The following is a 22,110-nucleotide window of genomic DNA, read 5'->3' as shown; positions in this document are numbered from 1 at the left end:
ATCGATGGGTCCGCAGCGCCGTCCTCGCAGCACTTGAAACAATCGGAAACGCCGAGGGGTGGTCGGCACGACGTACCTCAGTCCTGCCAGGCGTACACAGCGGCAAGCGAACGGTCTACAGGAGGCCGCCTTCCCTACGGTTGACTATGGTGATCGTGCCGCCGTGGTTTTCGATGATCTCGCGCGAGATGGCAAGGCCGAGGCCGGCACCGGGCACAAGCTGCCGGCGCGCCTGATCGACACGAAGACGCGGTCGAGCAGGTTCTGCCATTTTTATCACGGCGGCGGGTTGGCATCAGGGTGGAAAGCAGACATAAAAACACAATGCCTTTGCGCCGTTTCCCGGTGCGCTTCGGGCGCAATTCTCGCGCCCAGATGCCAAGGCCTTCGCAGACCCCTTGCGGTCTTCCCAGTTGGAAAACGTTAAGGAAACGGGCACATCGAGATCGCGGAAACACTGCTTCTGGTCCTCGTCCTCGCACCTTTCGCGGGAAGCCTCGCTGCAATCTGCATTCCGGCCAACAAGGGTACGCCCGCCGCCTGGCTTTCGGGAGGCGTTGCCTTCCTTTGCCTTGCGACGGCGGCCGGCCTCTATCCCATCGTCGCGTCCGGCAGGATCCTTCGCTACGACGTGAACTGGCTGCCGGAACTCGGGTTGAATTTCACCCTGCGCATGGATGGTTTTGCCTGGATGTTCGTCATCCTGGTGACGGCGATCGGTCTGCTCGTGGTCGTCTACGCCCGCTACTACATGTCGACAAGCGATCCGGTGCCGCGCTTCTTTTCGCTGTTTCTCGCCTTCATGGGTGCGATGCTCGGCCTCGTCCTTTCCGGAAATCTCATTCTGCTGGCGATCTTCTGGGAGCTGACCAGCATCGGCTCCTTCCTGCTGATCGGCTACTGGCACCACAATGCCCATGCCCGCGAAGGTGCCCGCATGGCGCTGACCATCACCGGCACCGGCGGCCTTTGCATGTTCGTCGGGCTGCTGCTGATCGGCCATATTGCCGGCAGCTACGATCTCGATGCCGTCCTCTCCTCGGGTGATGTGATCCGCGCCGATCCGCTCTACACGACCGTGCTGATCCTCATCCTGCTCGGCGTGCTGACCAAGAGCGCGCAGTTCCCGTTCCATTTCTGGCTGCCGCATGCCATGGCCGCACCAACGCCAGTCTCGGCCTATCTTCACTCCGCAACGCTGGTGAAGGCCGGCATCTTCCTGCTCACCCGGCTATGGCCGGTCATGGCAGGCACCGATGCCTGGTTCTGGATCGTCGGTCTGGCAGGGCTGAGCACGCTGTTGCTCGGGGCCTATTTCGCGATCTTCCAGCAGGACATGAAGGGCCTGCTCGCCTATTCGACGATCAGCCATCTTGGCCTGATCACCGTGCTGCTCAGCCTCGGCAGCCCCTTGGCTGCGGTTGCCGCGATCTTCCATACGATGAACCACGCAACCTTCAAGGCCTCGCTGTTCATGGCGGCGGGGATCATCGACCATGAAACCGGTACGCGCGACATGCGCCGGCTGAGCGGCCTGTTCCGATACATGCCGTTTACGGCGACGCTCGCCATGGTTGCCAGTGCCGCGATGGCCGGCGTGCCGTTGCTCAATGGCTTCCTGTCGAAGGAAATGTTTTTCGCCGAAGCGATCGAAACCCACAAATACAACCTTCTCGACACGATGACGCCCTATGTCGCGACATTGGCGAGCATGTTTGCCGTGACTTACTCGCTGCGTTTCATCCACGGCGTCTTCTTCGGCCCGCCGCCGCACGACCTGCCGAAGATACCGCACGAACCGCCGCGCTGGATGCGCGCGCCGATCGAATTTCTGGTGCTCGCCTGCCTCGTCGTCGGTATCATCCCCTCCTGGACCATCGGCCCGTTCCTGCATACGGCCGTCAAATCGGTGCTCGGTGACGCAACTCCGGTCTACAGCCTCGCGGTCTGGCATGGCTGGAACGTGCCGTTGCTTATGAGCGTGATCGCGCTTGTCGGCGGCGTCGGCCTGTTCCTGATCATGAAGTCCTACCTCGCCACCAGCATCGAGGGTCCACCCTTCTTCCGTCGTCTCCAAGGCCAGCGCATTTTCGAGCGCGTGCTCGTCACGCTGTCGTGGAAATGGGCGCGGTCGATCGAGATGCGGGCAGGCACGCGCCGCCTGCAGCCGCAGATGCGCATCCTCGTTGCCGTTGCTTTGCTCGCTGGCTCAACCACGCTTTTGACGCAAGGTTTCAAACCAGCGGCGATCGTTCTGCGCGGCATCGATCCGGGCTTTGCGCTGATCTGGGTGATCGGCATCATCTGCGCCGTCGGCGCTGCCTATCAGGCGAAATTCCACCGGCTGGCGGCCCTCGTGCTGCTTGGCGGCGCGGGGCTTGTCACCTGCATCACCTTCGTCTGGCTTTCGGCGCCTGATCTCGCGGTGACGCAGCTGCTCGTCGAGATCGTCACCACGGTTCTGATCCTGCTCGGCCTGCGCTGGCTGCCGAAGCGGATCGAGGACCCCGACGATCCGGAAATGATGACGATGTCCGTGCGCCTGCGCCGCCTGCGCGATCTGGCTTTCGCCCTGTTTGCCGGCATCGGCATGATGGTCGTCTCCTACACGATGATGAGCCGCGAGATGCCGGAGACGATTTCGAGTTATTTCCTCGAGCGCGCCTATAGCGAAGGCGGCGGCACCAATGTCGTCAACGTCATCCTTGTCGACTTCCGCGGCTTCGACACGCTCGGCGAGATCGCCGTGCTGTGCATCGTCGCACTGACGGTGTTTGCGCTGCTTTTGCGCTTCCGCCCGGCGACCGAGAGCCTGGAAACGCCCGAACAGCAGCGCGTGCAGAACGCCTTCGACGACGAGCATCCGCACCGCAAGTCGGGCGACAGCATCGCCGAATATCTGCTCGTGCCGTCGGTCATCATGCGCTGGATGTTCCCCGTCATCGGCATGCTTGCGGCCTTCCTGTTCTTCCGTGGCCATGATCTGCCGGGCGGCGGTTTTGCGGCCGGCATCGCCATGTCGATCGGCTTCATTCTGCAATACATGGCCGGCGGCACGCGCTGGGTCGAGGAACGGCTGCGCATCCACCCGCTGCGCTGGATGGCGATCGGCCTTGTCATTGCGACGGCGACAGGTCTTGGTTCATGGCTGTTCGGCTATCCGTTCCTCACCTCGCACGCCCAGTACGCATCGCTGCCGATCATCGGCAAGATCCCGCTGGCGAGCGCAATCTTGTTCGATCTCGGCGTCTTCTCGCTGGTGCTCGGCGCCACCGTGCTGATCCTGATCGCGCTCGCCCACCAGTCGGTACGCGCACCGCGCGCCCAGCTCATCAGGGCTGCGAGAGCCGCTGCGAAGGAGAGCACCTGATGGAACTCGTGCTCTCCGCGGCCATCGGCGTGCTGACCGCTTCCGGCGTCTGGCTGTTGTTCCGGCCACGCACCTATCAGGTGATCATTGGCCTCTCGCTCCTGTCCTATGCCGTCAATCTCTTCATTTTCGGCATGGGACGTCTCAGGGTGAACGCGCCGCCGTTGCTGGAGCCGGGCGGCACCGGCGGGCTCTTGACGCACACCGACCCCATTCCACAAGCGCTGGTGCTGACCGCCATCGTCATCGGCTTTGCCATGACGGCGCTCTTCCTCGTGGTGCTGCTCGCCTCGCGCGGTTTCACCGGGACCGACCATGTGGACGGCAGGGAGTAGCGCGGCGTGAACTGGCTCCACCACCTGATCGTCCTGCCGATCCTCTTGCCGCTGGTGACCGCAGCCATCTTGATCCCTGTCGACGAGCGCAATCGCACGGCAAAGGGTATCCTGGGCTTCGCCTCGACCATGCTGATCTTTCTTGCCGGCGTCGTTCTCATGCGGGCCGCCGCCACTTCCCAGGACGGCGCAAGCGTCTACCTGCTCGGCAACTGGCCGGCGCCCTTCGGTATTGTCCTCGTGCTCGACCGGCTCTCGGCGCTAATGCTGGTGCTGACATCGGTTCTGGCGCTCGCGACACAGGTGTTCTCGATGGCGAAGTGGCATCGGATGGGCCACCACTTCCATTCGCTGTTCCAACTCATGCTGGCGGGGTTGAACGGCGCCTTCCTCACCGGCGACCTTTTCAACCTGTTCGTTTTCTTCGAAATGATGTTGGCCGCCTCCTATGGCCTGTTGCTGCACGGCTCAGGGCCGATGCGCGTCAAAGCCGGGCTGCACTACATCGCCGTCAACCTTGCCGCCTCTTCGCTGTTCCTGATCGGCGTCAGCATGATCTATGGTGCGACCGGCACGCTCAACATGGCCGACCTTGCGCTGCGGATCGGAACGATCGGACAGGAAAACCGGATACTGATGGAGGCGGGGGCTGCCCTTCTCGGCATAGCCTTCCTCGTCAAGGCCGGCATGTGGCCGCTCGGCTTCTGGCTGCCCGCAGCCTATTCGGCGGCAACGCCTCCGGTCGCCGCGATCTTTGCGATCCTCACCAAGATCGGCGTCTATATCCTCCTGCGGCTTTCCCTGCTGCTGTTCGGCAGCGACGCCGGCAATTCCGCCGGTTTCGGACAACCGATCCTGCTCTACGGAGGCCTGCTGACCATCGGTTTCGGCGCGATCGGCGTCCTTGCCTCGCAGGCGATGGGCAGGCTGGCGGGTTATTGCGTGCTGGTTTCCTCCGGCACGCTGATGGCGGCCATCGGGCTCGGCAATGGCGCCGTCATCGGCGGCGCGCTGTTCTATCTCGTCAGTTCGACGCTGACAATCTGCGCCTTTTTCCTCCTGATCGAACTGGTGGAGCGCGCCCGTGACGCCGGCGCCGACGTTCTGGCCGTCACCATGGAAGCCTATGGCGACATCGACGAGAACGAGGAAGAAAAGGAGGTCGGCGTTGCCGTGCCTGGCACGATGGCTGTCCTCGGCCTTTGCTTTTCCGCCTGCGCCGTCCTGCTTTCGGGGCTGCCGCCGCTCTCCGGTTTCCTTGCGAAGTTCGCGATGCTGCATGGCGTGTTCAATCCCGGCAGCCTCGGCGGTGACGCCGCTGTTTCTGGAGCGGAATGGACCTATACTGCGCTGCTCATCCTTTCCGGTCTCGCGGCGATGATCGCGATGAACCGCGTCGGTATCCGCACCTTCTGGACCTCGATCGAAGGCACCATTCCGCGCGTCTTCCTGATCGAGATCGCCCCTGTCCTCATGCTTCTGGCGGTCTGCACCTTCCTGAGCCTGCAGGCCGGCTCGGCGATGCGCTACATGGATGCCACCGCCAAGGCGTTGTCCGAACCGCAAAACTACATCGGCCGGGTGATGTCGGCGCCGCGTGCCGGGCCAAAGGGAGGGGAATGAGCCATGCGCTACTGGTTCCCCTATCCGCTGCTCACGCTGTCGCTTCTCGCTCTCTGGCTTCTGATCAACCAGTCTCTTTCGACCGGACATATCCTGCTCGGCAGCACGCTCGGCATTTCGTGGGCCTGGATCATGGTCAACCTGCAACCGGACAAGACCCGGCTGCGAAAATTTCGCCGCATTGCCGTCCTCATCGACCACGTCGCCATCGACGTGCTGCGCTCCAATCTGGCCGTCATGGGAGTAATCCTGCGCCGCGGAAACCGTCCGGTGAATTCCGGTTTCGTGGCGATCGACCTCAGCCTGCGTGACGACAATGCGCTGGCACTGCTCGGCTGCATCCTGACGGCAACGCCCGGGACGGCTTGGCTGGAATTCGACCGGCAGACCGGCGTTCTCATGATCCACGTCCTCGATCTCGAAAACGGCGAGCGCTGGGCAGAGCTGATCAGACGCCGCTACGAAGCCCCGCTGAAGGAGATCTTCGAATGAACGAACTCTTCATCATCTGGTCGATTCTCATCTCTCAGATATTGCTCGGCCTGGCGATGGGCTGCGGCCTTTATCGCATCGTCCGCGGTCCGCGCGCGCAGGATCGCATTCTCGGTCTCGATGCGCTCTATATCAACGCCATGCTGCTTCTGCTGACATTCGGCATCCGCACCGCCAATTCGATCTATTTCGAAGCGGCCCTGATCATCGCCCTGCTCGGCTTCGTCTCCACGATCGCCTTTGCCAAATTCCTGATGCGCGGCGAGGTGATCGAATGAGCCATTTGACCGACCTTCCGGTCTGGGCGGCGATCCCGGTCTGCCTCCTGATTCTCGCTGGTTCAGCGATCACCCTGACCGGCTCGATCGGACTGATCAGGCTGAAGACCTTCTACGGCCGCCTGCACGCGCCGACGCTCGGCTCCAGCGCCGGCACCATCCTGATCTGCCTCGCCTCGATGATCGCCTTTGCAGTGCTGCAGAACCGCTGGATTTTCCATGAGGTCCTGATCGTCATCTTCGTCATCCTGACGACGCCGGTGACGCTGATGCTACTCGGGCAGGCAGCGCTCTATCGCGATCGCATCGAGGGCAGTACAGACGTGCCGCGCAAGAAGACGGGTCCGGAGCCGGATCTGTCCGCGATCGATATCTGATCGCAAAGAAGACTATTCGCGGCCGCGGAAGCGGCGCTGGTAGGCGGCATCATAGAGGGAACTCTCGCGAAAGCCGCTGGCTTCCAGCGTCCGGCCGACAAAGATCAGGGCCGTGCGCTCAATGGGCTCCGCGGCAACCTTGGCTTCGATATTGCCAAGCGTGCCCCGCACCACCCGTTCGTCCGGCCAGGACGCCTTGACGACGATGGCAACCGGGCAGTCGGCGCCGTAAAGCGGCGTCAGTTCCTCGACCACCTGCGGCAGCGCATGGATCGCCAGATGGATCGCCAGCGTCGCACCTGTCGCACCGAATCCGGCCAGCGTCTCCGCGTTCGGCATCGGCGAGGCGCGGCCGGAAACACGGGTCAATACAAGGCTCTGGGCAACGGCGGGAATGGTGAGCTCCCGGCCAAGGGTGGCGGCCGCAGCCGCAAACGCCGGAACCCCGGGGGTCATCGTGTAGTCGAGCCCGTGTTTCTCCAGCCGCCGGATCTGCTCGGCAACCGCGCTCCAGACCGAGAGATCGCCGGAATGCAGGCGCGCAACATCATGGCCGGCCTCGGCCGCCTTCACGTATTCGGCCTCGATCTCATCGAGCGACATTGGCGCGGTATCGACGATACGGGCGTCCTTCGGGCAGTATTGCAGCAAGTCCGGCGAAACGATCGAGCCGGCATAGAGGCAAACCGGGCAACGGGCGATCAGATCGCGACCGCGAACGGTAATCAGGTCTGCGGCACCGGGGCCAGCGCCGATGAAATGAACTGTCATGCTGATTCCTCTTGAAATTCCGGCTTCACCCACGACCATTGCGTCACCGGCATGGCCGGGCGCCAGCCTGTCATCGCTCCCACCGGCGAAGCGCGGGCGATATCGATGCGGATGAGCGAGCCGCCCAGCCGGGCGTGGCGTTCCAGAAGCACGGCTTCCATCTGTGTCGTGACGGCATTTGCGACCATGCGGCCGCCGGGCTTCAAGGCTGCGAGCGCCGCATCCATGACACCGTCTTCGCTGCCCCCGCCGCCGATAAAGATCGCGTCCGGACCTGGCAATCCTTTCAACGCCGCAGGAGCCGTGCCCTGAACGACGATAAGGCCCGGCACTCCAAAGCTTGCCGCATTTCGCTTGATGCGTTCCGCACGTTCGGCCGAGCCTTCAACCGCGATTGCCTTCATAACCTGGTCGGAGAGCATCCACTCGATACCGATCGACCCGGAGCCGGCCCCGATGTCCCAGAGCAATTCGCCACGGCGCGGCGCCAGCGCCGACAGGGTCAACGCGCGGATTTCGCGTTTGGTGATCTGGCCGTCATGCTCGAACAAGCCATCATCAAGCCCCTTCGTCAGCGGCAGGACACGCGCGCCTTCACCCGCCACGACCTCGACGGCGCAGATGTTCAGCGGGTTGATGCCGCTCAAAGAAAATTCGGAAGCAATCTGCGAGGTAACCCGCTCATGCACGCCACCCAAGGCCTCGAGCACGGTCAATCTGGATCGGCCAAAACCGCTGCCGGCGAGCAACGCGGCCAGCGCTGCCGGGCCTTGCTCGTCCGAGGTCAGCGCAAGAACATGGGCGCCGGGCTGCAGATACGGCCGGATCAGATCGACGGGCCGGCCATGCAGGGAAACCGCCGCCGCGTCCTGGAGCGCCCAGCCGAGGCGCGAGGCGGCGAGACTGAAGGAGGATGGCGCCGGCAGCACCCGCATCTCGGTGGGATCGATATGCCGGGCGAGCGTGACGCCGACGCCGAAGAAGAACGGATCACCGGAGGCGAGCACCACGACCGGCGTTCCCCGAAGCGCCACGGCGGCCTCCATGGAACGTTCGAACGGGCTCAGCCACACATGGCGCTCGCCATGCACCAGTGGCCCGGCCAGTTCCAGGTGACGCGCCCCGCCGAAGACGACCGATGCGCTGGCGATCCACCGCTTGGCCCCGTCGCCGAGACCCGCTAAACCATCTTCGCCGAGGCCGATGATCGTCAGCCAGGGCGCATTTTTTCCGGAAGACAGGGACTGAGCGTCAGACATGAGCAAACACCGCATCCTGATTCTCGGCGGCACCACGGAAGCGCGGCAACTGGCGGCTGCCCTGGCGGATCGCGCGGACTGCGATCTGCTGCTTTCTCTGGCCGGACGAACGGCGGAGCCCATGGCCCAGCCGGTACCCGTGCGCAGCGGCGGGTTTGGCGGCAGCGACGGCCTTGGCGAATTTCTCAACGCGGAAAAATTCGATCTCCTGATCGACGCGACGCATCCCTTCGCGGCGCGGATTTCGCAGAATGCGGCGATGGCAGCGAGGGAAACCGGAACTCCTATCTTCGCCCTGCGCCGTCCCGACTGGGAACGGCAGGCCGGCGATCGCTGGACCAGCGTTGCCTCCGTTGCCGAAGCAGCCGCGGTGCTCGGCGAACCGCCAAGACGCGTCTTCCTCGCCATCGGCCGGCAGGAGGCTTTCCACTTCGAAAGCGCGCCCAAGCATCATTACCTGATCCGCAGCGTCGATCCCGTCACGCCATCGCTCCGCGTTCCCCACGCAAGCTACCTGCTCTCGACCGGTCCGTTCGAGGAAGAGGCAGAACGAGAGCTTCTGATAGGTAACCAGATCGAGGTTGTCGTCGCCAAGAATAGCGGCGGCTCGGCCACCTACGGCAAGATCGCGGCCGCGCGCGCGCTTGGCATCGACGTGATCATGGTCGAGCGCCAGCAGTCGGCCGATGTCCGCACCGTGGGTACCGTCGAGGAAGCGCTCGGCCTTGTCGATCACCTTTTCTCCCCGGAAATGAACCGCGGCGTGTAGACGAGATCCGGCTTGTCCGGACGCGGGATGATCCGCGTTTCGGGCGAACCGATGATGACGCAGGTCGCCATGTCGGCCTTCTGCGCGTCGGCGGTTGCGAGCGGCATCACCAGCATGCGCTCGTCGGGGCGCCCGGCCGCCCGTCCGAAGATCACCGGCGTTTCCGCGGGCAGCACCGTGCGCAGGATGTCGAAGGCCTCGCCCAGCTGCCAGGGCCGTGCCGTGCTGATCGGATTGTAGAGCGCGATCACCAGACCGGCCTCCGCCACCAGCTTCAGCCGGCGCGTGATAACATCCCACGGTTTCAGATTGTCGGAAAGCGAGATGGCGCAGAAATCATGGCCGAGTGGTGCACCGATGCGGGCGGCGACGGCGAGCATCGCGGTGACGCCGGGCGTGACGACGAGATCGATGCCGCGCCATTCGTCCGGCCCCTTGTCGATCGCCTCGCAGATGGCCGCAGCCATGGCGAAGACGCCGGGATCGCCGCCCGAGACGACGCAGACATTGGCGCCTTCAGCCGCGTGGCGAAGTGCCGCCTGAGCGCGATCGAGTTCCTCGCGATTGTCAGAGGCGATGCGGTTCTGATCCGGTCGCAGTGACAGGCGGTCGAGATAGGGGCCATAGCCGAAAAAATCCGTCGACTTCGACACGGCATCGACCGCCTCCGGCGTCATCTGCTGCGGGCCGCCGGGACCGGTGCCGATCACATAAAGCGTGCCGCTCATGGCCGATCCTTCCAGCCGGGCACCAGCACCAGCGAGAAATAGGGCGCCTCGTCATCGGCCTTTTCGGCAAGCGGCACCATGGCGGAATTGGCCATCGTGCCGCGCTCGACGTAAACCGCCTGGGTGAGCTTGCCGGCTGCGGCGAGTGCCCGGCGGATCTTCGGCAAGTTGCGGCCGACCTTCATGATCACGGCGGCTTCCGTATCGCCGAGACGGCGAACGAGCTGCGCCTCGGCCATGGTACCGGGAAGGACGGACAGGACATCATCGCCCTGTACGATCGGCAGGCCGGCGAGCGACCAGCAGCCGGACATGGCGGTGATGCCCGGAATGACCTCCACCGGAAAACGCCCGGCCAGCCGCACGTGCAGGTGCATGTAGGAGCCATAGAACATCGGATCGCCTTCGCTGAGGATCGCGACGGTGCGCCCGGCTTGCAGATGCTCGGCAACAGCGGCGGCCGAGGCATCGTAGAAGCCGGTGATCTGGGTCTTGTAGTCGTCGTGTTCCTTGTCGATCTCGACCGTCACCGGATAATAGAGCGGCAGTTCGGTAAGACCCGGTTTCAGCAACCCCTCGACCACTGCGCGGCCGTTGCCACGCCGCCCTTCCTTGGCGAAATAGGCGAGCACATCGGCCGCTTCCAGCGCCCGGACGGCCTTGAGGGTGAGGAGCTCCGGATCGCCCGGACCAGTGCCGACACCGATCAGCCTGCCTGGAGAAAGCGCGCTCACAGGCCGGGCCTCGCCAGCGAATTGACGGCAGCCGCCGTCATCGCGCTGCCGCCGAGGCGGCCGCGCACGATGGCATAGGGAACGCCATAGGAATTTTCAGCGAGTGCATCCTTCGATTCCGCCGCACCCACGAAGCCGACCGGCATGCCGATGATCGCCGCGGGTTTCGGCGCGCCGTCACGCAACAGTTCCAGGAGATAGAAGAGGGCCGTCGGCGCGTTGCCGATGGCAACGACGGAGCCGGCCAGACGCTCGACCCAGAGCTTCAAGGCTGCCGCCGAGCGGGTATTGCCGATCTCACGGGCGATATCGGCGGTCTGCGGCTCCCGAAGGGTGCAGATCACGTCGTTATCGGCCGGCAGGCGCGCGCGCGTGATGCCGTGGGCGACCATGAAGGCGTCGCAGAAGACCGGTGCGCCGTTCTTGAGCGCATTGCGGGCAGCGGACACGAAACCGGGGGCGAATTCGAAATATTGAGCGGCCTCCACCAGTCCGCAGGCATGCACCATACGAACGGCGAGATCGGCCTCTTCTTCGGAAAAGCGGGAAAGATCGGCCTCGCTGCGGATAATGGCAAAGGAGCGCTCGTAGATGGCGTCGCCATCTCGGATGTAATCGTATTCAGGCATCTCTATCCCTGTTGAACCGCGGCGGTGATGACCTCCGCTCCGAGCCGTGTAAGGCAGGACCGTGCCGATTCGCCAGCCCGTTTCCTCTGCCGCACCAGTGCCTCGAGGCGTTCCATCGCGGATCTTATGGTTTTCTCTTCGATGTAGGCGTTCGGCGCGGTCGAGGCAGCACCATTTACGACAAGGCCATAGCCTATTGGCGCAGCCGTGATCGTCAGCGCAGACGCAGACGGTTTGGCGCACCCTTTTGTACAGCCGGAGACGTGGACGGTCAGCGAGCCATCGAGAAGCGACGGCGCAGCGTCGATCACCGTTTGCGCCGTAACCCGCGTATCGATCAAAGCGGAAGCACAGGCGCCCGCACCGGCGCAGGCGGCAATATGATTGCGCGGATCGAGCGGAAACGCTTTGAGACCATAGCCCACTGCCAATGCCCGGGCGACGGCAATCCGGTCGGGGGCTATTCCCAAGACCATCAAAGCGTGATCGGGCGCCAGGCGAATTTCCGTCGCACCGAAAACGTCGAGCGCCTCGATGAATGTTCGAAGCTCCTGCGACCGGATTTGCCCGAATGCCAGACCGAGACCGAAGGCGTTCCTGCCTGCGCCAAGCTCGTGAATGCCCGCAGGATTGGGCGCGGGCTCCGCCGGCTCGACGGCATCGACATCCGCCACCGAGACTAAACCGGCCTTCAGGATGGCGGCATCGATGTCGCGCGCGCGGGCATTGTCACCGATCGTGGCAAGCGCTTTCAGAATGTCCATGACAGCCGGGACTACAGCCGGCTCATCCAACAAGGCGATCCGCCTTGATGTCGCTAGCGTTCCGGCAAGGGCCAGCAGCCACGACGTTTTTCCATCGACGCGGACAGCGCGCAGGCGGATATCGGCGGTTACCCCACCGAGATGCAGGTGCCCGCCGCCGTCAACCGTAATCGACAATTTCGGCGCAAGGATAAGCCGTGGTTGACATGCCGCAACCGTCGTCCGCAATTGCGCAGCGAGAGGCAGCGGATTGACGATTTCGGATATATCCAACCCTGCGAGGGGCGGCGTTTCGATCGCGAGGCCTTCGGCAACTTCGATCCCGGCTTCGGCGATTTTCACGGCAAGAAGCGACACTGTCTCCGCTCTCAGCCCACGGATCTGCAAGCTTCCGCGAGCCGTGACTTCCAGAATGCCGTTTCCGCAGACTTCGGCAGCCTCCGCCAAGGCGAGCAGCTCACGCAGCGCAAAGCCAGGCTTTGCCGGGCGCAGGCGCACGAGAAGTCCGTCGCCCGTCACCATCGGCGTCATCAGCGACGGGCAAGCGCCGCGGCGCATCGAGGATCGATGTCCGGCCGGATTCTCAACTGGTGCAGCACAGATCGTCATCGCGGTTGGCTGGTCTTCTCCCATTTCGAAGGCGCGGCCCATTGTTTCAGATCGCCGGGAGCCTTCCGATCCGTCCATATAGCATTCTACGACGAGGGCAAACCAGTCGCCATGCGACACGGCGGATAGCGGGATCGACCGTACCGGCCGCTATTCCTCGAAATCCTTGCCCTTTTGCAGGAGGTAGATATCCATGATCCAGCCGTTGTGTGCGCGGGCTTCGGCCCTGGTTCTCAGAATATCGTCCCGTACCTCGTCGAGCCGGCCGGAGATGACGATTTCCTGCGCCGTGCCGAGATAGGCGCCCCAATAGATCTGCGCATCCGGATCCTCGATCTTCATAAAGGCCTGCTCGCCATCCAGCATGACGACTGCCGTCCCGGTTTTGTCCGGAAAGCTCTCCGCAAGCCGGCGTCCCGTGGTGATCTCCACGGGCTTGCCGACAAGATTGAGCGGTATCCGGTGGCTGGCGGCCAGCGCCTGGATGCTGGTGATACCTGGAATGACCGAATAGTCGAATGTCACGGTTTCCAGGGCGCGCACCCGCTCGATGACGCGGATCGTGCTGTCATAGAGCATCGGATCGCCCCAGACGAGAAAGGCGCCGGTCTCTCCGTCCTTCAGTTCGTCGAGCAGCAGCCGTTCATAAGCCGTGGCGATTGCTGCGTGCCACTGATCGACACTCTGGTGGTAGGAGCGCTCCGCCGTCTGGCGGACCGGGACCGCGAACTCGACGACGCGGATCTGCGGCCGCGTGACATAGCGCGAAACGATATCGCGACGAATATCGGCAAGCTGCGCCTTTGCTTCGCCCTTCGTGGGGATGAACAAAATGTCGGCACTGTTCAGCGCGTTGATCGCCTGAATGGTCATATGTTCCGGATTGCCGGTGCCGATGCCCACGATCAGAACGTTTTTCATGCCCAAGCCTTTGCCATTACCGCGTGCCCGTCTTTGGCCGATTGGCCGGATTGAAGCAAGGCCCGGCTTCTGGCAGGAATATTCGAGCAGCCGCGTGAACCTACCTGAACTGCAGCTTAAGTATCTGCTTAAACACAGTAAATATTTTCGAGAAACACTGCGCAAACTATGGCAATATCTAGCAAGCTCCACAAAGAACGCGAAAAATTCATATATTTAGCGCAAAAAAGCCGGAAAAGACCGCGCAAAAGCATGTTCCGCAAGCGACAGACCTCAGGTCGTGCGACTTTAAAGAAATTATGGCACATTGGTGCAACTATTGGGACGGCAGGCGTCTCGCGAGGACTTCCACGGTGAAACATTCGAAAAGTATCCAGAGCATTGCAGACCCGATCCTGGCCTTGCGCGACTGCAAAACGGCCTTCGCCGGTGTGTTTGTTGCAAGTGCTCTCGTCAATATTCTCTACCTGACGGGCTCCTTCTTCATGCTGGAGGTCTATGACCGGGTCCTGCCGAGCAGGAGCGTTCCGACGCTCGTCGCGCTCTGCTTGCTGGCTCTGTTGCTCTATGCTTTCCAGGGTGCATTCGAAATGGTGCGGGGCCGCATGTTCGTGCGCATTGCCGGCGCGCTCGATGAAGCCATGAGCAGCCGCATCTATCGTGCCATGGTTCAGGCTCCGTTGAAATTGCGCACTCAAGGCGACGGCCTGCAGGCATTGCGCGATTTCGACCAGATCCGCTCGTTCCTCTCGGGATCAGGCCCGGCCGCTTTCCTCGATCTGCCCTGGCTGCCGCTGTATATCGCCATCTGTTTCATGTTCCACTACTGGATCGGTATCGTAGCAGTCGTCGGCTCGATTATCCTGATCACGCTCACCTTCCTCACCAATCGCGGCACCCAGGGGCCTTCCAAAAGAGCATCGGAGGCTGGCAACCAGCGCAACGCCTTCGCTCAGTCCTCGCAGCGTAATGCCGAGGTCATGCAGGCCATGGGCATGCTAGGCCGCATGTCGCAGCTCTGGGACGTTCGAAATAGCAGCTTCCGGGAACAGAACCGCGAAACCTCTGACGTCGGCAATGGCTATGGCGCACTCTCCAAGGTGTTCCGCATGGCGCTGCAGTCCGCTGTGCTGGCAACCGGCGCCGTTCTTGTCATCGAGGGCTCGGCTTCTCCGGGCATCATCATCGCCGGTTCAATCCTGACGGCACGCGCGCTTGCCCCGGTCGAACTGGCGATTGGCAACTGGCGCAGTTTCGTTGCCGCAATGCAAAGCCGGCAAAGGCTGAAGGATCTGCTGACCGCCCTGCCGGAACGCGACGCCCCGCTGGAACTGCCGGTGCCGAAGGAACGACTGAGCGCGGAAAACCTTGCCGGCGGCCCGCCCGGGGCGCAGCGCCTGACGTTCGGCGACGTCAATTTCAGCGTGAAGGCCGGCAGCGCGCTCGGCGTCATCGGCCCAAGCGCTTCGGGCAAGTCATCGCTCGCGCGCGCGCTGATCGGTATCTGGCCATCCTATCGCGGCTCCGTCCGGCTTGACGGCGCAGCGCTCGACCAGTGGGATACCGACAGGCTTGGCCGCCATATCGGCTATCTGCCGCAGGATGTCGAACTGTTCGCAGGCACGGTGGCACAGAACATTGCGCGGTTTGCGGCCGACGCTTCGCCCGGGGCCGTCGTTTCCGCCGCCCGCGCCGCGCGCATCCACGATCTCATTCTGAAACTGCCGAACGGCTATGATACCGAGATCGGCGAAAGTGGCGCAGCGCTTTCCGCCGGCCAGCGCCAGCGTATCGCGCTGGCACGCGCGCTCTACGGCGACCCCTTCCTAGTGGTTCTCGACGAACCGAACTCCAATCTCGACGCCGAGGGCGAGCAGGCCCTCACCCAGGCGATCATGAGCGTGCGCGCCCGCGGTGGCATCGTCATCGTCGTCGCCCATCGGCCGAGCGCGCTTGCAGCCGCCGATATGGTGTTGATGATGAGCGAAGGACGGATGCAGGCCTTCGGGCCGAAGGACCAGGTGCTTGCGCAGATCCTGCGCAGGCAAGACCACCAGCCGCAAATTGCCGGCCCCGCCACGCTGAAAGTCGTGGGTGAAGGACAGGAGTCCGCATCGTGACCGATATTTCCGTGGAAAAAAAACCGATGGACTCCCGCCGTTCGCTCGCCCGGCACATGACCGCCGTCTCGATCCTCGCCCTTGCCCTCGTCGTCGGCGTTGGTGGATGGGCGGCAACGACCGAACTGTCGAGCGCGATCGTGGCTTCCGGCACCGTCGTGGTCGAGAACAACGTCAAGAAAATCCAGCACCTGACCGGCGGCATCGTCGGCGAGGTATTGGTGAAGGAAGGCGATAGCGTCAAGGCCGGGCAGCCCCTGATCAAGCTCGATGGCACGACCGTTCGCGCCAACCTGTCGATCGTGCAGAACACCCTGGCGCAGCTTTATGCCCGCCGCGCCCGCCTGCTGGCCGAACAGACCGGAGCCGAGGAATTCACCATCCCGGAAGACCTGAACGCGCTCACATCCGGCTCGAGCACGCCTGCCGCCCTTCTCGAAGAAAGCGAGCGCAAGCTCTTCATCAGCCGCAAGAACGCGCTTGTCGGCATGAAAAGCCAGCTCGCATCGCGCAAGGGCCAGCTGGCCGATGAAACCAAGGGGCTGACGGTTCAGCTGGTTGCCATCGAGGATGCGCTGAAGCTGATCAGCGAGGAACTATCAGGTCTCGACAAGCTCTATGGCCAGGGCCTGGTCTCCATGCAGCGGTTGACCGAGCTCAAGCGCAACCGCGCCCAACTTGAAGGCGACCGCGGTGCGCGCATCGCCTCCCGGGCGCAAGCAGCCGGCAAATCCAGTGAGATCGACCTGCAGATTCTGCAGCTCGACGAGGACCGCCACACCGAAAACGCCAAGGAATTGACCGACGTCGAGGGCAAGATCGCCGAATATGAAGATCGCCGCATTGCCGCGCAGGACCAGCTCAAGCGGCTCGACATCACCTCGCCGCTGGACGGGCGGATCTACCAGCTCGCCGTGCATACGGTGAACGGCGTCATCAATCCCGGTGAGGTGTTGATGCTCGTCGTGCCTGGCGCAGACGGTCTGACGGTCGAGGCCAAGATCGCCACGCACGACATTGACCAGATACGCTTGGGGCAGCCGGTTGAAATCCGCTTCAGCGCCTTCAACCAGCGTACCACGCCGATCGTCAATGCGGAGGTCGTGACCATCGCGCCGGACGTTGTCACCGACCAGCGCACCGGCGCCACCTATTACCCGCTGCGCATCAAGCCCAAGGCGGACAGCCTCGCCAAGCTGAAGGGATTGTCGCTCTATCCCGGCATGCCGTCGGAGGTCTTCATCAAGATCGCTGACCGCACCGTGATATCCTACCTCGCCAAACCGCTGACCGAACAGCTGCAGCACACGTTCCGCGAGGAATAATTTGCCCGGCAACACCAGCGGCGCCCAAGCTGCTCGTGTTGCCGGAAATGCCGGCCCGAAAATTCCTTGCTGCACTGCAAAAATAACGTGGCCGGGCGCCGCGCCGCCAGTGTAAGACCGTTTTCATGACTTCCAAGCGAACCGGCTACATCTTCGTCCTGCTTGCGATCACGATCTTCTCGATCCAGGATGCGCTTTCCAAGCATTTGGGCAGCCTCTATCCGCCCGTCCTGATCACGATGATCCGCTATTGGGCCTTCGCCGCCTTTGCGATCGCACTGGCATCGAGGTCACGGGGCGGCCTCGCGGCGGCCGTGAAAACGAAGCGGCCGGCGCTGCAAATCTTCCGTGGCGTCCTGCTTGCTTTCCAGATCGTCATCGTCATCTTTTCGTTTGCCACGGTCGGCCTTGCGCATTCGCAGGCGATCTTCTCCTCTGGGCCGCTTTTCGTCGCCCTTCTCTCCATGCCGCTGCTCGGCGAGCGTGTCGGCTGGCGGCGTTGGACCGCGATCATCATCGGCTTGCTGGGTGTTCTGCTGATCCTGAAACCGGGTAGCGGCAGCGTCGATCTCAAGCTTCTGATCCCGATCTCGTCATCGCTGATCTTTGCGATCTACGTGATATCGACGCGGCTGGTCAGCCGCGTCGATACCGCGATGACCAGCTTCTTCTACACGGGCGTCGCCGGTGCCGTGGCGATCACCGCCATAGGTCCGTTCTATTGGACGACACTTGCACCACTGGACTGGATCTGGATGCTGATGCTCTGCATCACCGGAACGACCAGCCACTTTTTCCTGATCAAGGCCTATGAACTGCTCGATGCCGCCGAGGTCCAGCCGCTCACCTACCTTCAGCTTGTCTTCGCCTCGATCATCGGCGTCGTCATCTTCGGCGAAACGATCGGGCTGAATGTGATGGCCGGATCGGTGATCGTCGTCTGCGCGGGGATTTTCACCGTCTGGCGCGAAAGCGTCGTTGCCCGGCGGACGGCCAGATCGCCGCAGCCGCCGTCCTCTCAGACGCTGAGTTGAACCTCGGGATTGGCCGGCAGCGCCCATTCGATGGGCTCGCGCCCATTCGCGACGAGGAAATCGTTGGCCTTGGAAAAGGGCTTGCTGCCGAAGAACCCGTTATGCGCCGACAGCGGCGACGGGTGCGGCGAGCGGATCACGAGATGCCGCGACTGATCGACGAAGGCGGCCTTCTTCTGTGCATGGGATCCCCACAGGATGAAAACGACCGGATGGGGCTGCTCGTTGATCGCCCGGATAATCGCATCGGTGAATCGCTCCCAGCCCTTGCCCTGATGGGACGCCGCCATTGCGCGCTCGACCGTCAAAACGCTGTTGAGCAACAACACGCCCTGGCGCGCCCAGCTTTCGAGAAAACCATGGCGGGCGGGGGCAATACCGAGGTCGCTCTCAAGTTCCTTGTAGATATTCACCAGCGATGGCGGCAACCGCACACCGGGTTTGACGCTGAAGGAAAGCCCGTGCGCCTGCCCGTCGCGATGATAGGGATCCTGCCCGAGAATGACGACCCGCACCTTCTCGAGCGGCGTCAGCTCCAAGGCACGGAAGTACTCCGGTCCCTCGGGGAAAACCTGTTTGCCGTTGCGTTGTTCCTCAAGGAGGAATGCCTTCAGCTCGGCCATGTATGGGCTGGAGAATTCCGGCGCCAAGACCGCTTTCCAGCTTTTCTCGAGCGTCACATTCGATTCCATTGCGTTTTCCGGCCTCTCCATTCCCGTCCATCGGACGCCGCCGAATGTAATGCCGGAATGGTCCATGGCAAGCGTGAACGTGGCGGGACGGCGAATGAGTTTCAATATATTTATTGAAACATAACGCTGGTCATTCGCTTTTTGGGGTTATATCTAAAGAAATATACCCTTGGGGAACCGCATGCGCAGAGAACGCCGAGCCTTGCTGAAATTTGTCGTCGCTGCTGCCGCCACTCTCTGGCTGAGTGGAATGCCGTTTGCCCAGCCCGCAGCCGCCGCCGAAAAAGTGACAATCTTTGCCGCGGCCAGCCTGAAGAACGCGCTCGATGCCGTCAACGCCGCGTGGCAGACGGAAACCGGCAAGGAAACGATCGTCTCCTATGCCGCAAGTTCGGCACTCGCCAAGCAGATCGAAGCCGGCGCGCCGGCCGATGTCTTTATCTCCGCCGATCTGGCCTGGATGGACTATGTCGCCGAAAAGAAACTGATCAAGGACGACACCCGCTCCAACCTGCTCGGCAACCGCATCGTCCTGGTGACAGGCAGCGAGCATGCAGCCCCCGTCGATATCAAGCAGGGCTTCGACCTGAAGAGCCTGCTGGGCGATGAGAAACTTGCGATGGGCGCCGTCGATTCCGTTCCTGCCGGCAAATATGGCAAGGCCGCGCTTGAAAAGCTCAACGTCTGGTCTTCCGTCGAAAAGAACGTGGCCGGCGCTGAAAACGTCCGCGCAGCACTTCTCCTGGTTTCCAAGGGCGAAGCACCCTATGGCATCGTCTACAAGACGGATGCCGCTGCAGACGAAGGCGTGGCAATTGTCGGCACCTTCCCGGGGGACAGCCACCCGCCGATCGTTTATCCGATCGCGCTCACGGCAGAGAGCAGCAATCCGGACGCCGCCGCTTATCTGGATTTCGTCAAATCGGCAAAGGCCGCAGCGCTGTTTGAGGCGCAGGGCTTTATCATCCTGAACTAACGAAAAGACGCGCTCCAGCCGCCAACGGATGGAGCGCCTATCGTCTGCCATAAAGACGGGAGCAGCATTTGGACTGGCTGGTTTTGAACGACGCGGAGTGGACGGCGATCCTTCTCAGCCTGCGTGTATCGTTTGTCGCCATGCTTGCCAGCCTGCCCTTGGCGATCGGCATTGCCTTGATCCTGGCGCGCGGCCGCTTCTGGGGAAAAGCCGTCCTCAACGGCATCGTTCACCTTCCTCTGGTCATGCCGCCGGTCGTCACCGGTTTTCTCCTGCTGATCCTGTTTGGCAAACGCGGGCCGATCGGTGCCTTTCTCGCCGAATACACCGGCCTCGTCTTTTCCTTCCGCTGGACGGGGGCAGCACTTGCCTGCGCCATCATGGCCTTTCCGCTGATGGTACGCAGCATCCGGCTGTCGATCGAGGCGGTCGACCGCAGGCTCGAGCAGGCGGCGGCAACGCTCGGCGCCGGGCCTGTCTGGGTTTTCCTGACAGTCACGCTTCCCCTCGTCCTGCCCGGCATCATCGCCGGCATGATCCTCGCTTTTGCCAAGGCGATGGGCGAATTCGGCGCGACGATCACCTTCGTTTCCAATATCCCCGGCGAAACCCAGACGCTTTCCTCGGCGATCTATACCTTCACCCAGGTGCCCGGCGGCGATGCAGGCGCGCTTCGCCTGACCGTCATTTCCATCGTCATATCCATGGCAGCGTTGATGGTCTCGGAGGTCCTGGCAAATCTCGCGGTGAAGAAAATGGACGCCGCATGAGCCTTAAGGTCGCTATCCGCCATCGTCTCGGCGCGTTTTCCATCACGGCGGCATTCTCTGCGGACAAGGGTGTTACCGCCCTCTTCGGCCGCTCCGGATCTGGCAAGACGTCGCTGGTCAACATCATTGCCGGGTTGCTGCGCCCCGAGGACGGGCAGCTTGCATTCAACGGCGATGTTCTCGTCGATAGCGAGGCCCGCGTTTTCGTGCCGCCGCACAAACGCCGCTTCGGTTATGTCTTCCAGGAGGCTCGGCTTTTTCCGCACCTGAGCGTCCGGCGCAATCTCGACTATGGCCGCTGGTTCACGCGGTACGCCGGCGAAGGACCGGACTTTGACAGGATTGTCGATCTGCTCGGCATCGGAGCGCTTCTCAACCGCGCGCCGGCCAATCTTTCAGGCGGCGAAAAGCAGCGCGTCGCCATCGGCCGGGCGTTGCTCTCAAGCCCGCGCCTGCTTTTGATGGACGAGCCTCTGGCCGCGCTCGACGAGGAGCGGAAAGCAGAGATTCTGCCTTATCTGGAGCGATTGCGGGATGAAACGGCAATTCCGATCGTCTATGTCAGCCACTCCGTCGCCGAAGTCGCGCGGCTGGCCAACAGGGTCATCGTGCTCGAAAACGGCAGGATCAGCGCATCCGGAGATGCGGCGACGATTTTGAGCGCGCCATCCTCGGCTATCAGCCGCCGCGAGGCGGGCGCGCTGATCGAAGGTGTCGTTGAAACCAGCGATGTTTCGCACCAGATCACGATCGTTCGCTCCGGCACCGTGCTGATTCAAGTGCCGCACCTGGAGGTGCCAGTCGGGAAGGCGGTGCGTCTTCACATCGCGGCCCGCGATGTCATGCTGGCCACCAGCCGGCCGGAGGGCTTAAGCGCGCTCAACATCCTTCCGGGCACGATCGTCGGGATCGGCGAGGCGGTACAGGGCATGGTGGATGTGCGTCTCGATTGCGGCGGAGTAACGATCATTTCCCGGATAACCACGCTTTCGCGCGACGTGCTCGGTCTGCAGGCCGGCAAGCCGGTTCATGCCGTCATCAAGAGTGTTGCGCTGGATCTGTGACCGGCACGCCAGCCGGCATCGCATGGGGATTGCGATTGCTCTCCAGCCAGGCCAGTTCTCCCGGAAGCGCCGCCTCGGTCTTTTCCTCCATCGCCCGGAAACAGCGGATCAGTTCTTCTCCGAAGGGTGTGACGACTGCGCCGCCGCCCTGTTTTCCGCCGCGCTGCGACAAGACCGCATCCTGCTTGAACATGCTATTGAGTGCGCTCACCAGCAGCCAGGCCCGCCGATAGGACATGTCCATGGCGCGGCCCGCCGCCGAAATCGAGCCTGTCTCGCGAATATGTTCCAGCAGCGCAATCTTGCCCCGGCCCAGCCGCTCTGCATGAGGAAAATCGATCCTCAGGACGGGTTTGAGACCGGTGTTTTCTTTTGCTGTCATGCGATTGCTGCGCGCCTTCTCTGGATCGGCAGAGACTATAACGCGCGCCTGCCGATGTATAGCGGCCGCAACACTGGCCCGCTACAGC

At 62.7% G+C, this 22,110-nt stretch carries 22 protein-coding genes and 1 pseudogene; 13 read left to right on the top strand and 10 right to left on the bottom strand.

Annotated features, from left to right (window positions below):
- Positions 1–115 precede the first annotated feature (115 nt).
- Positions 116–244: pseudogene (locus ACSQ2Z_RS03780) on the bottom strand (ATP-binding protein); the annotation flags it as partial.
- Positions 245–457: 213 nt separating this feature from the next.
- On the opposite strand from ACSQ2Z_RS03780, the gene ACSQ2Z_RS03775 reads away from it, so the two are divergent.
- From ACSQ2Z_RS03775 to mnhG, 6 genes are read left to right on the top strand one after another with little or no spacing between them, the layout of a single operon-like run.
- Positions 458–3,370 carry a monovalent cation/H+ antiporter subunit A gene (locus ACSQ2Z_RS03775; RefSeq protein WP_436082970.1) on the top strand — a complete coding sequence of 971 codons (2,913 nt, stop codon included), beginning with the start codon at positions 458–460 and terminating at the stop codon, positions 3,368–3,370.
- Positions 3,370–3,705: a Na+/H+ antiporter subunit C gene (locus tag ACSQ2Z_RS03770; protein WP_436079976.1), complete on the top strand. Its 336-nt coding sequence runs from the start codon at positions 3,370–3,372 to the stop codon at positions 3,703–3,705. The genes ACSQ2Z_RS03775 and ACSQ2Z_RS03770 overlap by 1 nt, the downstream gene beginning before the upstream one ends.
- Before the next feature lie 6 nt (positions 3,706–3,711).
- A complete protein-coding gene (locus ACSQ2Z_RS03765; RefSeq protein ID WP_436079975.1) occupies positions 3,712–5,328 on the top strand; it encodes a monovalent cation/H+ antiporter subunit D in 1,617 nt (538 codons plus the stop codon).
- 3 nt (positions 5,329–5,331) lie between these two features.
- The gene (locus ACSQ2Z_RS03760) at positions 5,332–5,820 is read left to right on the top strand and encodes a Na+/H+ antiporter subunit E (protein ID WP_436079974.1); all 489 of its coding nucleotides are present in this window, start codon (positions 5,332–5,334) and stop codon (positions 5,818–5,820) included.
- Entirely contained in the window at positions 5,817–6,098 is a 282-nt protein-coding gene (locus ACSQ2Z_RS03755; RefSeq protein ID WP_436079973.1) for a K+/H+ antiporter subunit F, read from the top strand. The genes ACSQ2Z_RS03760 and ACSQ2Z_RS03755 overlap by 4 nt, the downstream gene beginning before the upstream one ends.
- Positions 6,095–6,475 carry a monovalent cation/H(+) antiporter subunit G gene (mnhG, locus tag ACSQ2Z_RS03750; protein WP_436079972.1) on the top strand — a complete coding sequence of 127 codons (381 nt, stop codon included), beginning with the start codon at positions 6,095–6,097 and terminating at the stop codon, positions 6,473–6,475. The genes ACSQ2Z_RS03755 and mnhG overlap by 4 nt, the downstream gene beginning before the upstream one ends.
- A gap of 12 nt (positions 6,476–6,487) precedes the next feature.
- Here the strand turns inward: mnhG and cobM are convergent, their stop codons facing one another.
- Together cobM and cbiE are read right to left on the bottom strand one after the other, a co-directional pair.
- On the bottom strand, positions 6,488–7,246 hold the full coding sequence (cobM, locus tag ACSQ2Z_RS03745) for a precorrin-4 C(11)-methyltransferase (protein ID WP_436079971.1): 759 nt from the start codon (positions 7,244–7,246) through the stop codon (positions 6,488–6,490).
- Positions 7,243–8,505, bottom strand: a complete 1,263-nt coding sequence (gene cbiE / locus ACSQ2Z_RS03740; RefSeq protein WP_436079970.1) for a precorrin-6y C5,15-methyltransferase (decarboxylating) subunit CbiE — start codon at positions 8,503–8,505, stop codon at positions 7,243–7,245. The genes cobM and cbiE overlap by 4 nt, the downstream gene beginning before the upstream one ends.
- Here cbiE and ACSQ2Z_RS03735 point away from each other — a divergent pair.
- A complete protein-coding gene (locus tag ACSQ2Z_RS03735) occupies positions 8,504–9,274 on the top strand; it encodes a cobalt-precorrin-6A reductase (RefSeq protein ID WP_436079969.1) in 771 nt (256 codons plus the stop codon). The genes cbiE and ACSQ2Z_RS03735 overlap by 2 nt on opposite strands.
- Here ACSQ2Z_RS03735 and ACSQ2Z_RS03730 read toward each other — a convergent pair.
- From ACSQ2Z_RS03730 to cobF, 5 genes are all read right to left on the bottom strand, one after another.
- Positions 9,238–10,002: a precorrin-3B C(17)-methyltransferase gene (locus ACSQ2Z_RS03730; protein WP_436079968.1), complete on the bottom strand. Its 765-nt coding sequence runs from the start codon at positions 10,000–10,002 to the stop codon at positions 9,238–9,240. The two genes, ACSQ2Z_RS03735 and ACSQ2Z_RS03730, sit on opposite strands and share 37 nt — an antisense overlap.
- A complete protein-coding gene (locus ACSQ2Z_RS03725; RefSeq protein WP_436079967.1) occupies positions 9,999–10,736 on the bottom strand; it encodes a precorrin-2 C(20)-methyltransferase in 738 nt (245 codons plus the stop codon). The genes ACSQ2Z_RS03730 and ACSQ2Z_RS03725 overlap by 4 nt, the downstream gene beginning before the upstream one ends.
- On the bottom strand, positions 10,733–11,365 hold the full coding sequence (locus ACSQ2Z_RS03720; protein WP_113004303.1) for a precorrin-8X methylmutase: 633 nt from the start codon (positions 11,363–11,365) through the stop codon (positions 10,733–10,735). The genes ACSQ2Z_RS03725 and ACSQ2Z_RS03720 overlap by 4 nt, the downstream gene beginning before the upstream one ends.
- Positions 11,366–11,367: 2 nt before the next feature.
- Positions 11,368–12,738: a precorrin-3B synthase gene (cobG, locus tag ACSQ2Z_RS03715; protein ID WP_436082969.1), complete on the bottom strand. Its 1,371-nt coding sequence runs from the start codon at positions 12,736–12,738 to the stop codon at positions 11,368–11,370.
- Positions 12,739–12,888: 150 nt separating this feature from the next.
- The gene (cobF, locus tag ACSQ2Z_RS03710; protein WP_436079966.1) at positions 12,889–13,659 is read right to left on the bottom strand and encodes a precorrin-6A synthase (deacetylating); all 771 of its coding nucleotides are present in this window, start codon (positions 13,657–13,659) and stop codon (positions 12,889–12,891) included.
- 353 nt (positions 13,660–14,012) lie between these two features.
- On the opposite strand from cobF, the gene ACSQ2Z_RS03705 reads away from it, so the two are divergent.
- From ACSQ2Z_RS03705 to ACSQ2Z_RS03695, 3 genes are all read left to right on the top strand, one after another.
- Positions 14,013–15,779 (top strand): type I secretion system permease/ATPase, encoded by a 1,767-nt coding sequence (locus tag ACSQ2Z_RS03705; RefSeq protein ID WP_436079965.1) that lies wholly within the window; start codon positions 14,013–14,015, stop codon positions 15,777–15,779.
- 26 nt (positions 15,780–15,805) lie between these two features.
- A complete protein-coding gene (locus ACSQ2Z_RS03700; protein ID WP_436082968.1) occupies positions 15,806–17,104 on the top strand; it encodes an HlyD family type I secretion periplasmic adaptor subunit in 1,299 nt (432 codons plus the stop codon).
- A 125-nt stretch (positions 17,105–17,229) separates the two neighbouring features.
- Positions 17,230–18,138, top strand: coding sequence for a DMT family transporter (locus ACSQ2Z_RS03695; protein ID WP_436079964.1), 909 nt, complete (start codon positions 17,230–17,232; stop codon positions 18,136–18,138).
- On the opposite strand, the gene ung is transcribed toward ACSQ2Z_RS03695, so the two are convergent.
- The gene (gene ung / locus ACSQ2Z_RS03690; protein ID WP_436079963.1) at positions 18,123–18,830 is read right to left on the bottom strand and encodes a uracil-DNA glycosylase; all 708 of its coding nucleotides are present in this window, start codon (positions 18,828–18,830) and stop codon (positions 18,123–18,125) included. The two genes, ACSQ2Z_RS03695 and ung, sit on opposite strands and share 16 nt — an antisense overlap.
- 181 nt (positions 18,831–19,011) lie before the next feature.
- Between ung and modA the strand changes: the two genes are divergently transcribed.
- From modA to modC, 3 genes are all read left to right on the top strand, one after another.
- Positions 19,012–19,806, top strand: a complete 795-nt coding sequence (gene modA, locus ACSQ2Z_RS03685) for a molybdate ABC transporter substrate-binding protein (RefSeq protein ID WP_436079962.1) — start codon at positions 19,012–19,014, stop codon at positions 19,804–19,806.
- 68 nt (positions 19,807–19,874) lie between these two features.
- Positions 19,875–20,576, top strand: a complete 702-nt coding sequence (modB, locus tag ACSQ2Z_RS03680; protein ID WP_436079961.1) for a molybdate ABC transporter permease subunit — start codon at positions 19,875–19,877, stop codon at positions 20,574–20,576.
- A complete protein-coding gene (gene modC / locus ACSQ2Z_RS03675; RefSeq protein ID WP_436079960.1) occupies positions 20,573–21,640 on the top strand; it encodes a molybdenum ABC transporter ATP-binding protein in 1,068 nt (355 codons plus the stop codon). The genes modB and modC overlap by 4 nt, the downstream gene beginning before the upstream one ends.
- Here the strand turns inward: modC and ACSQ2Z_RS03670 are convergent.
- Positions 21,615–22,022, bottom strand: a complete 408-nt coding sequence (locus ACSQ2Z_RS03670; RefSeq protein WP_436079959.1) for a winged helix-turn-helix domain-containing protein — start codon at positions 22,020–22,022, stop codon at positions 21,615–21,617. The genes modC and ACSQ2Z_RS03670 overlap by 26 nt on opposite strands.
- Positions 22,023–22,110 lie beyond the last annotated feature (88 nt).

It is taken from the genome of Pararhizobium sp. LjRoot235 (genome assembly GCF_964254145.1).
GTDB lineage: Bacteria > Pseudomonadota > Alphaproteobacteria > Rhizobiales > Rhizobiaceae > Pararhizobium.
Note: the sequence above shows the minus strand (reverse complement) of the source record. Positions and strands in the feature narration are given on the sequence as shown.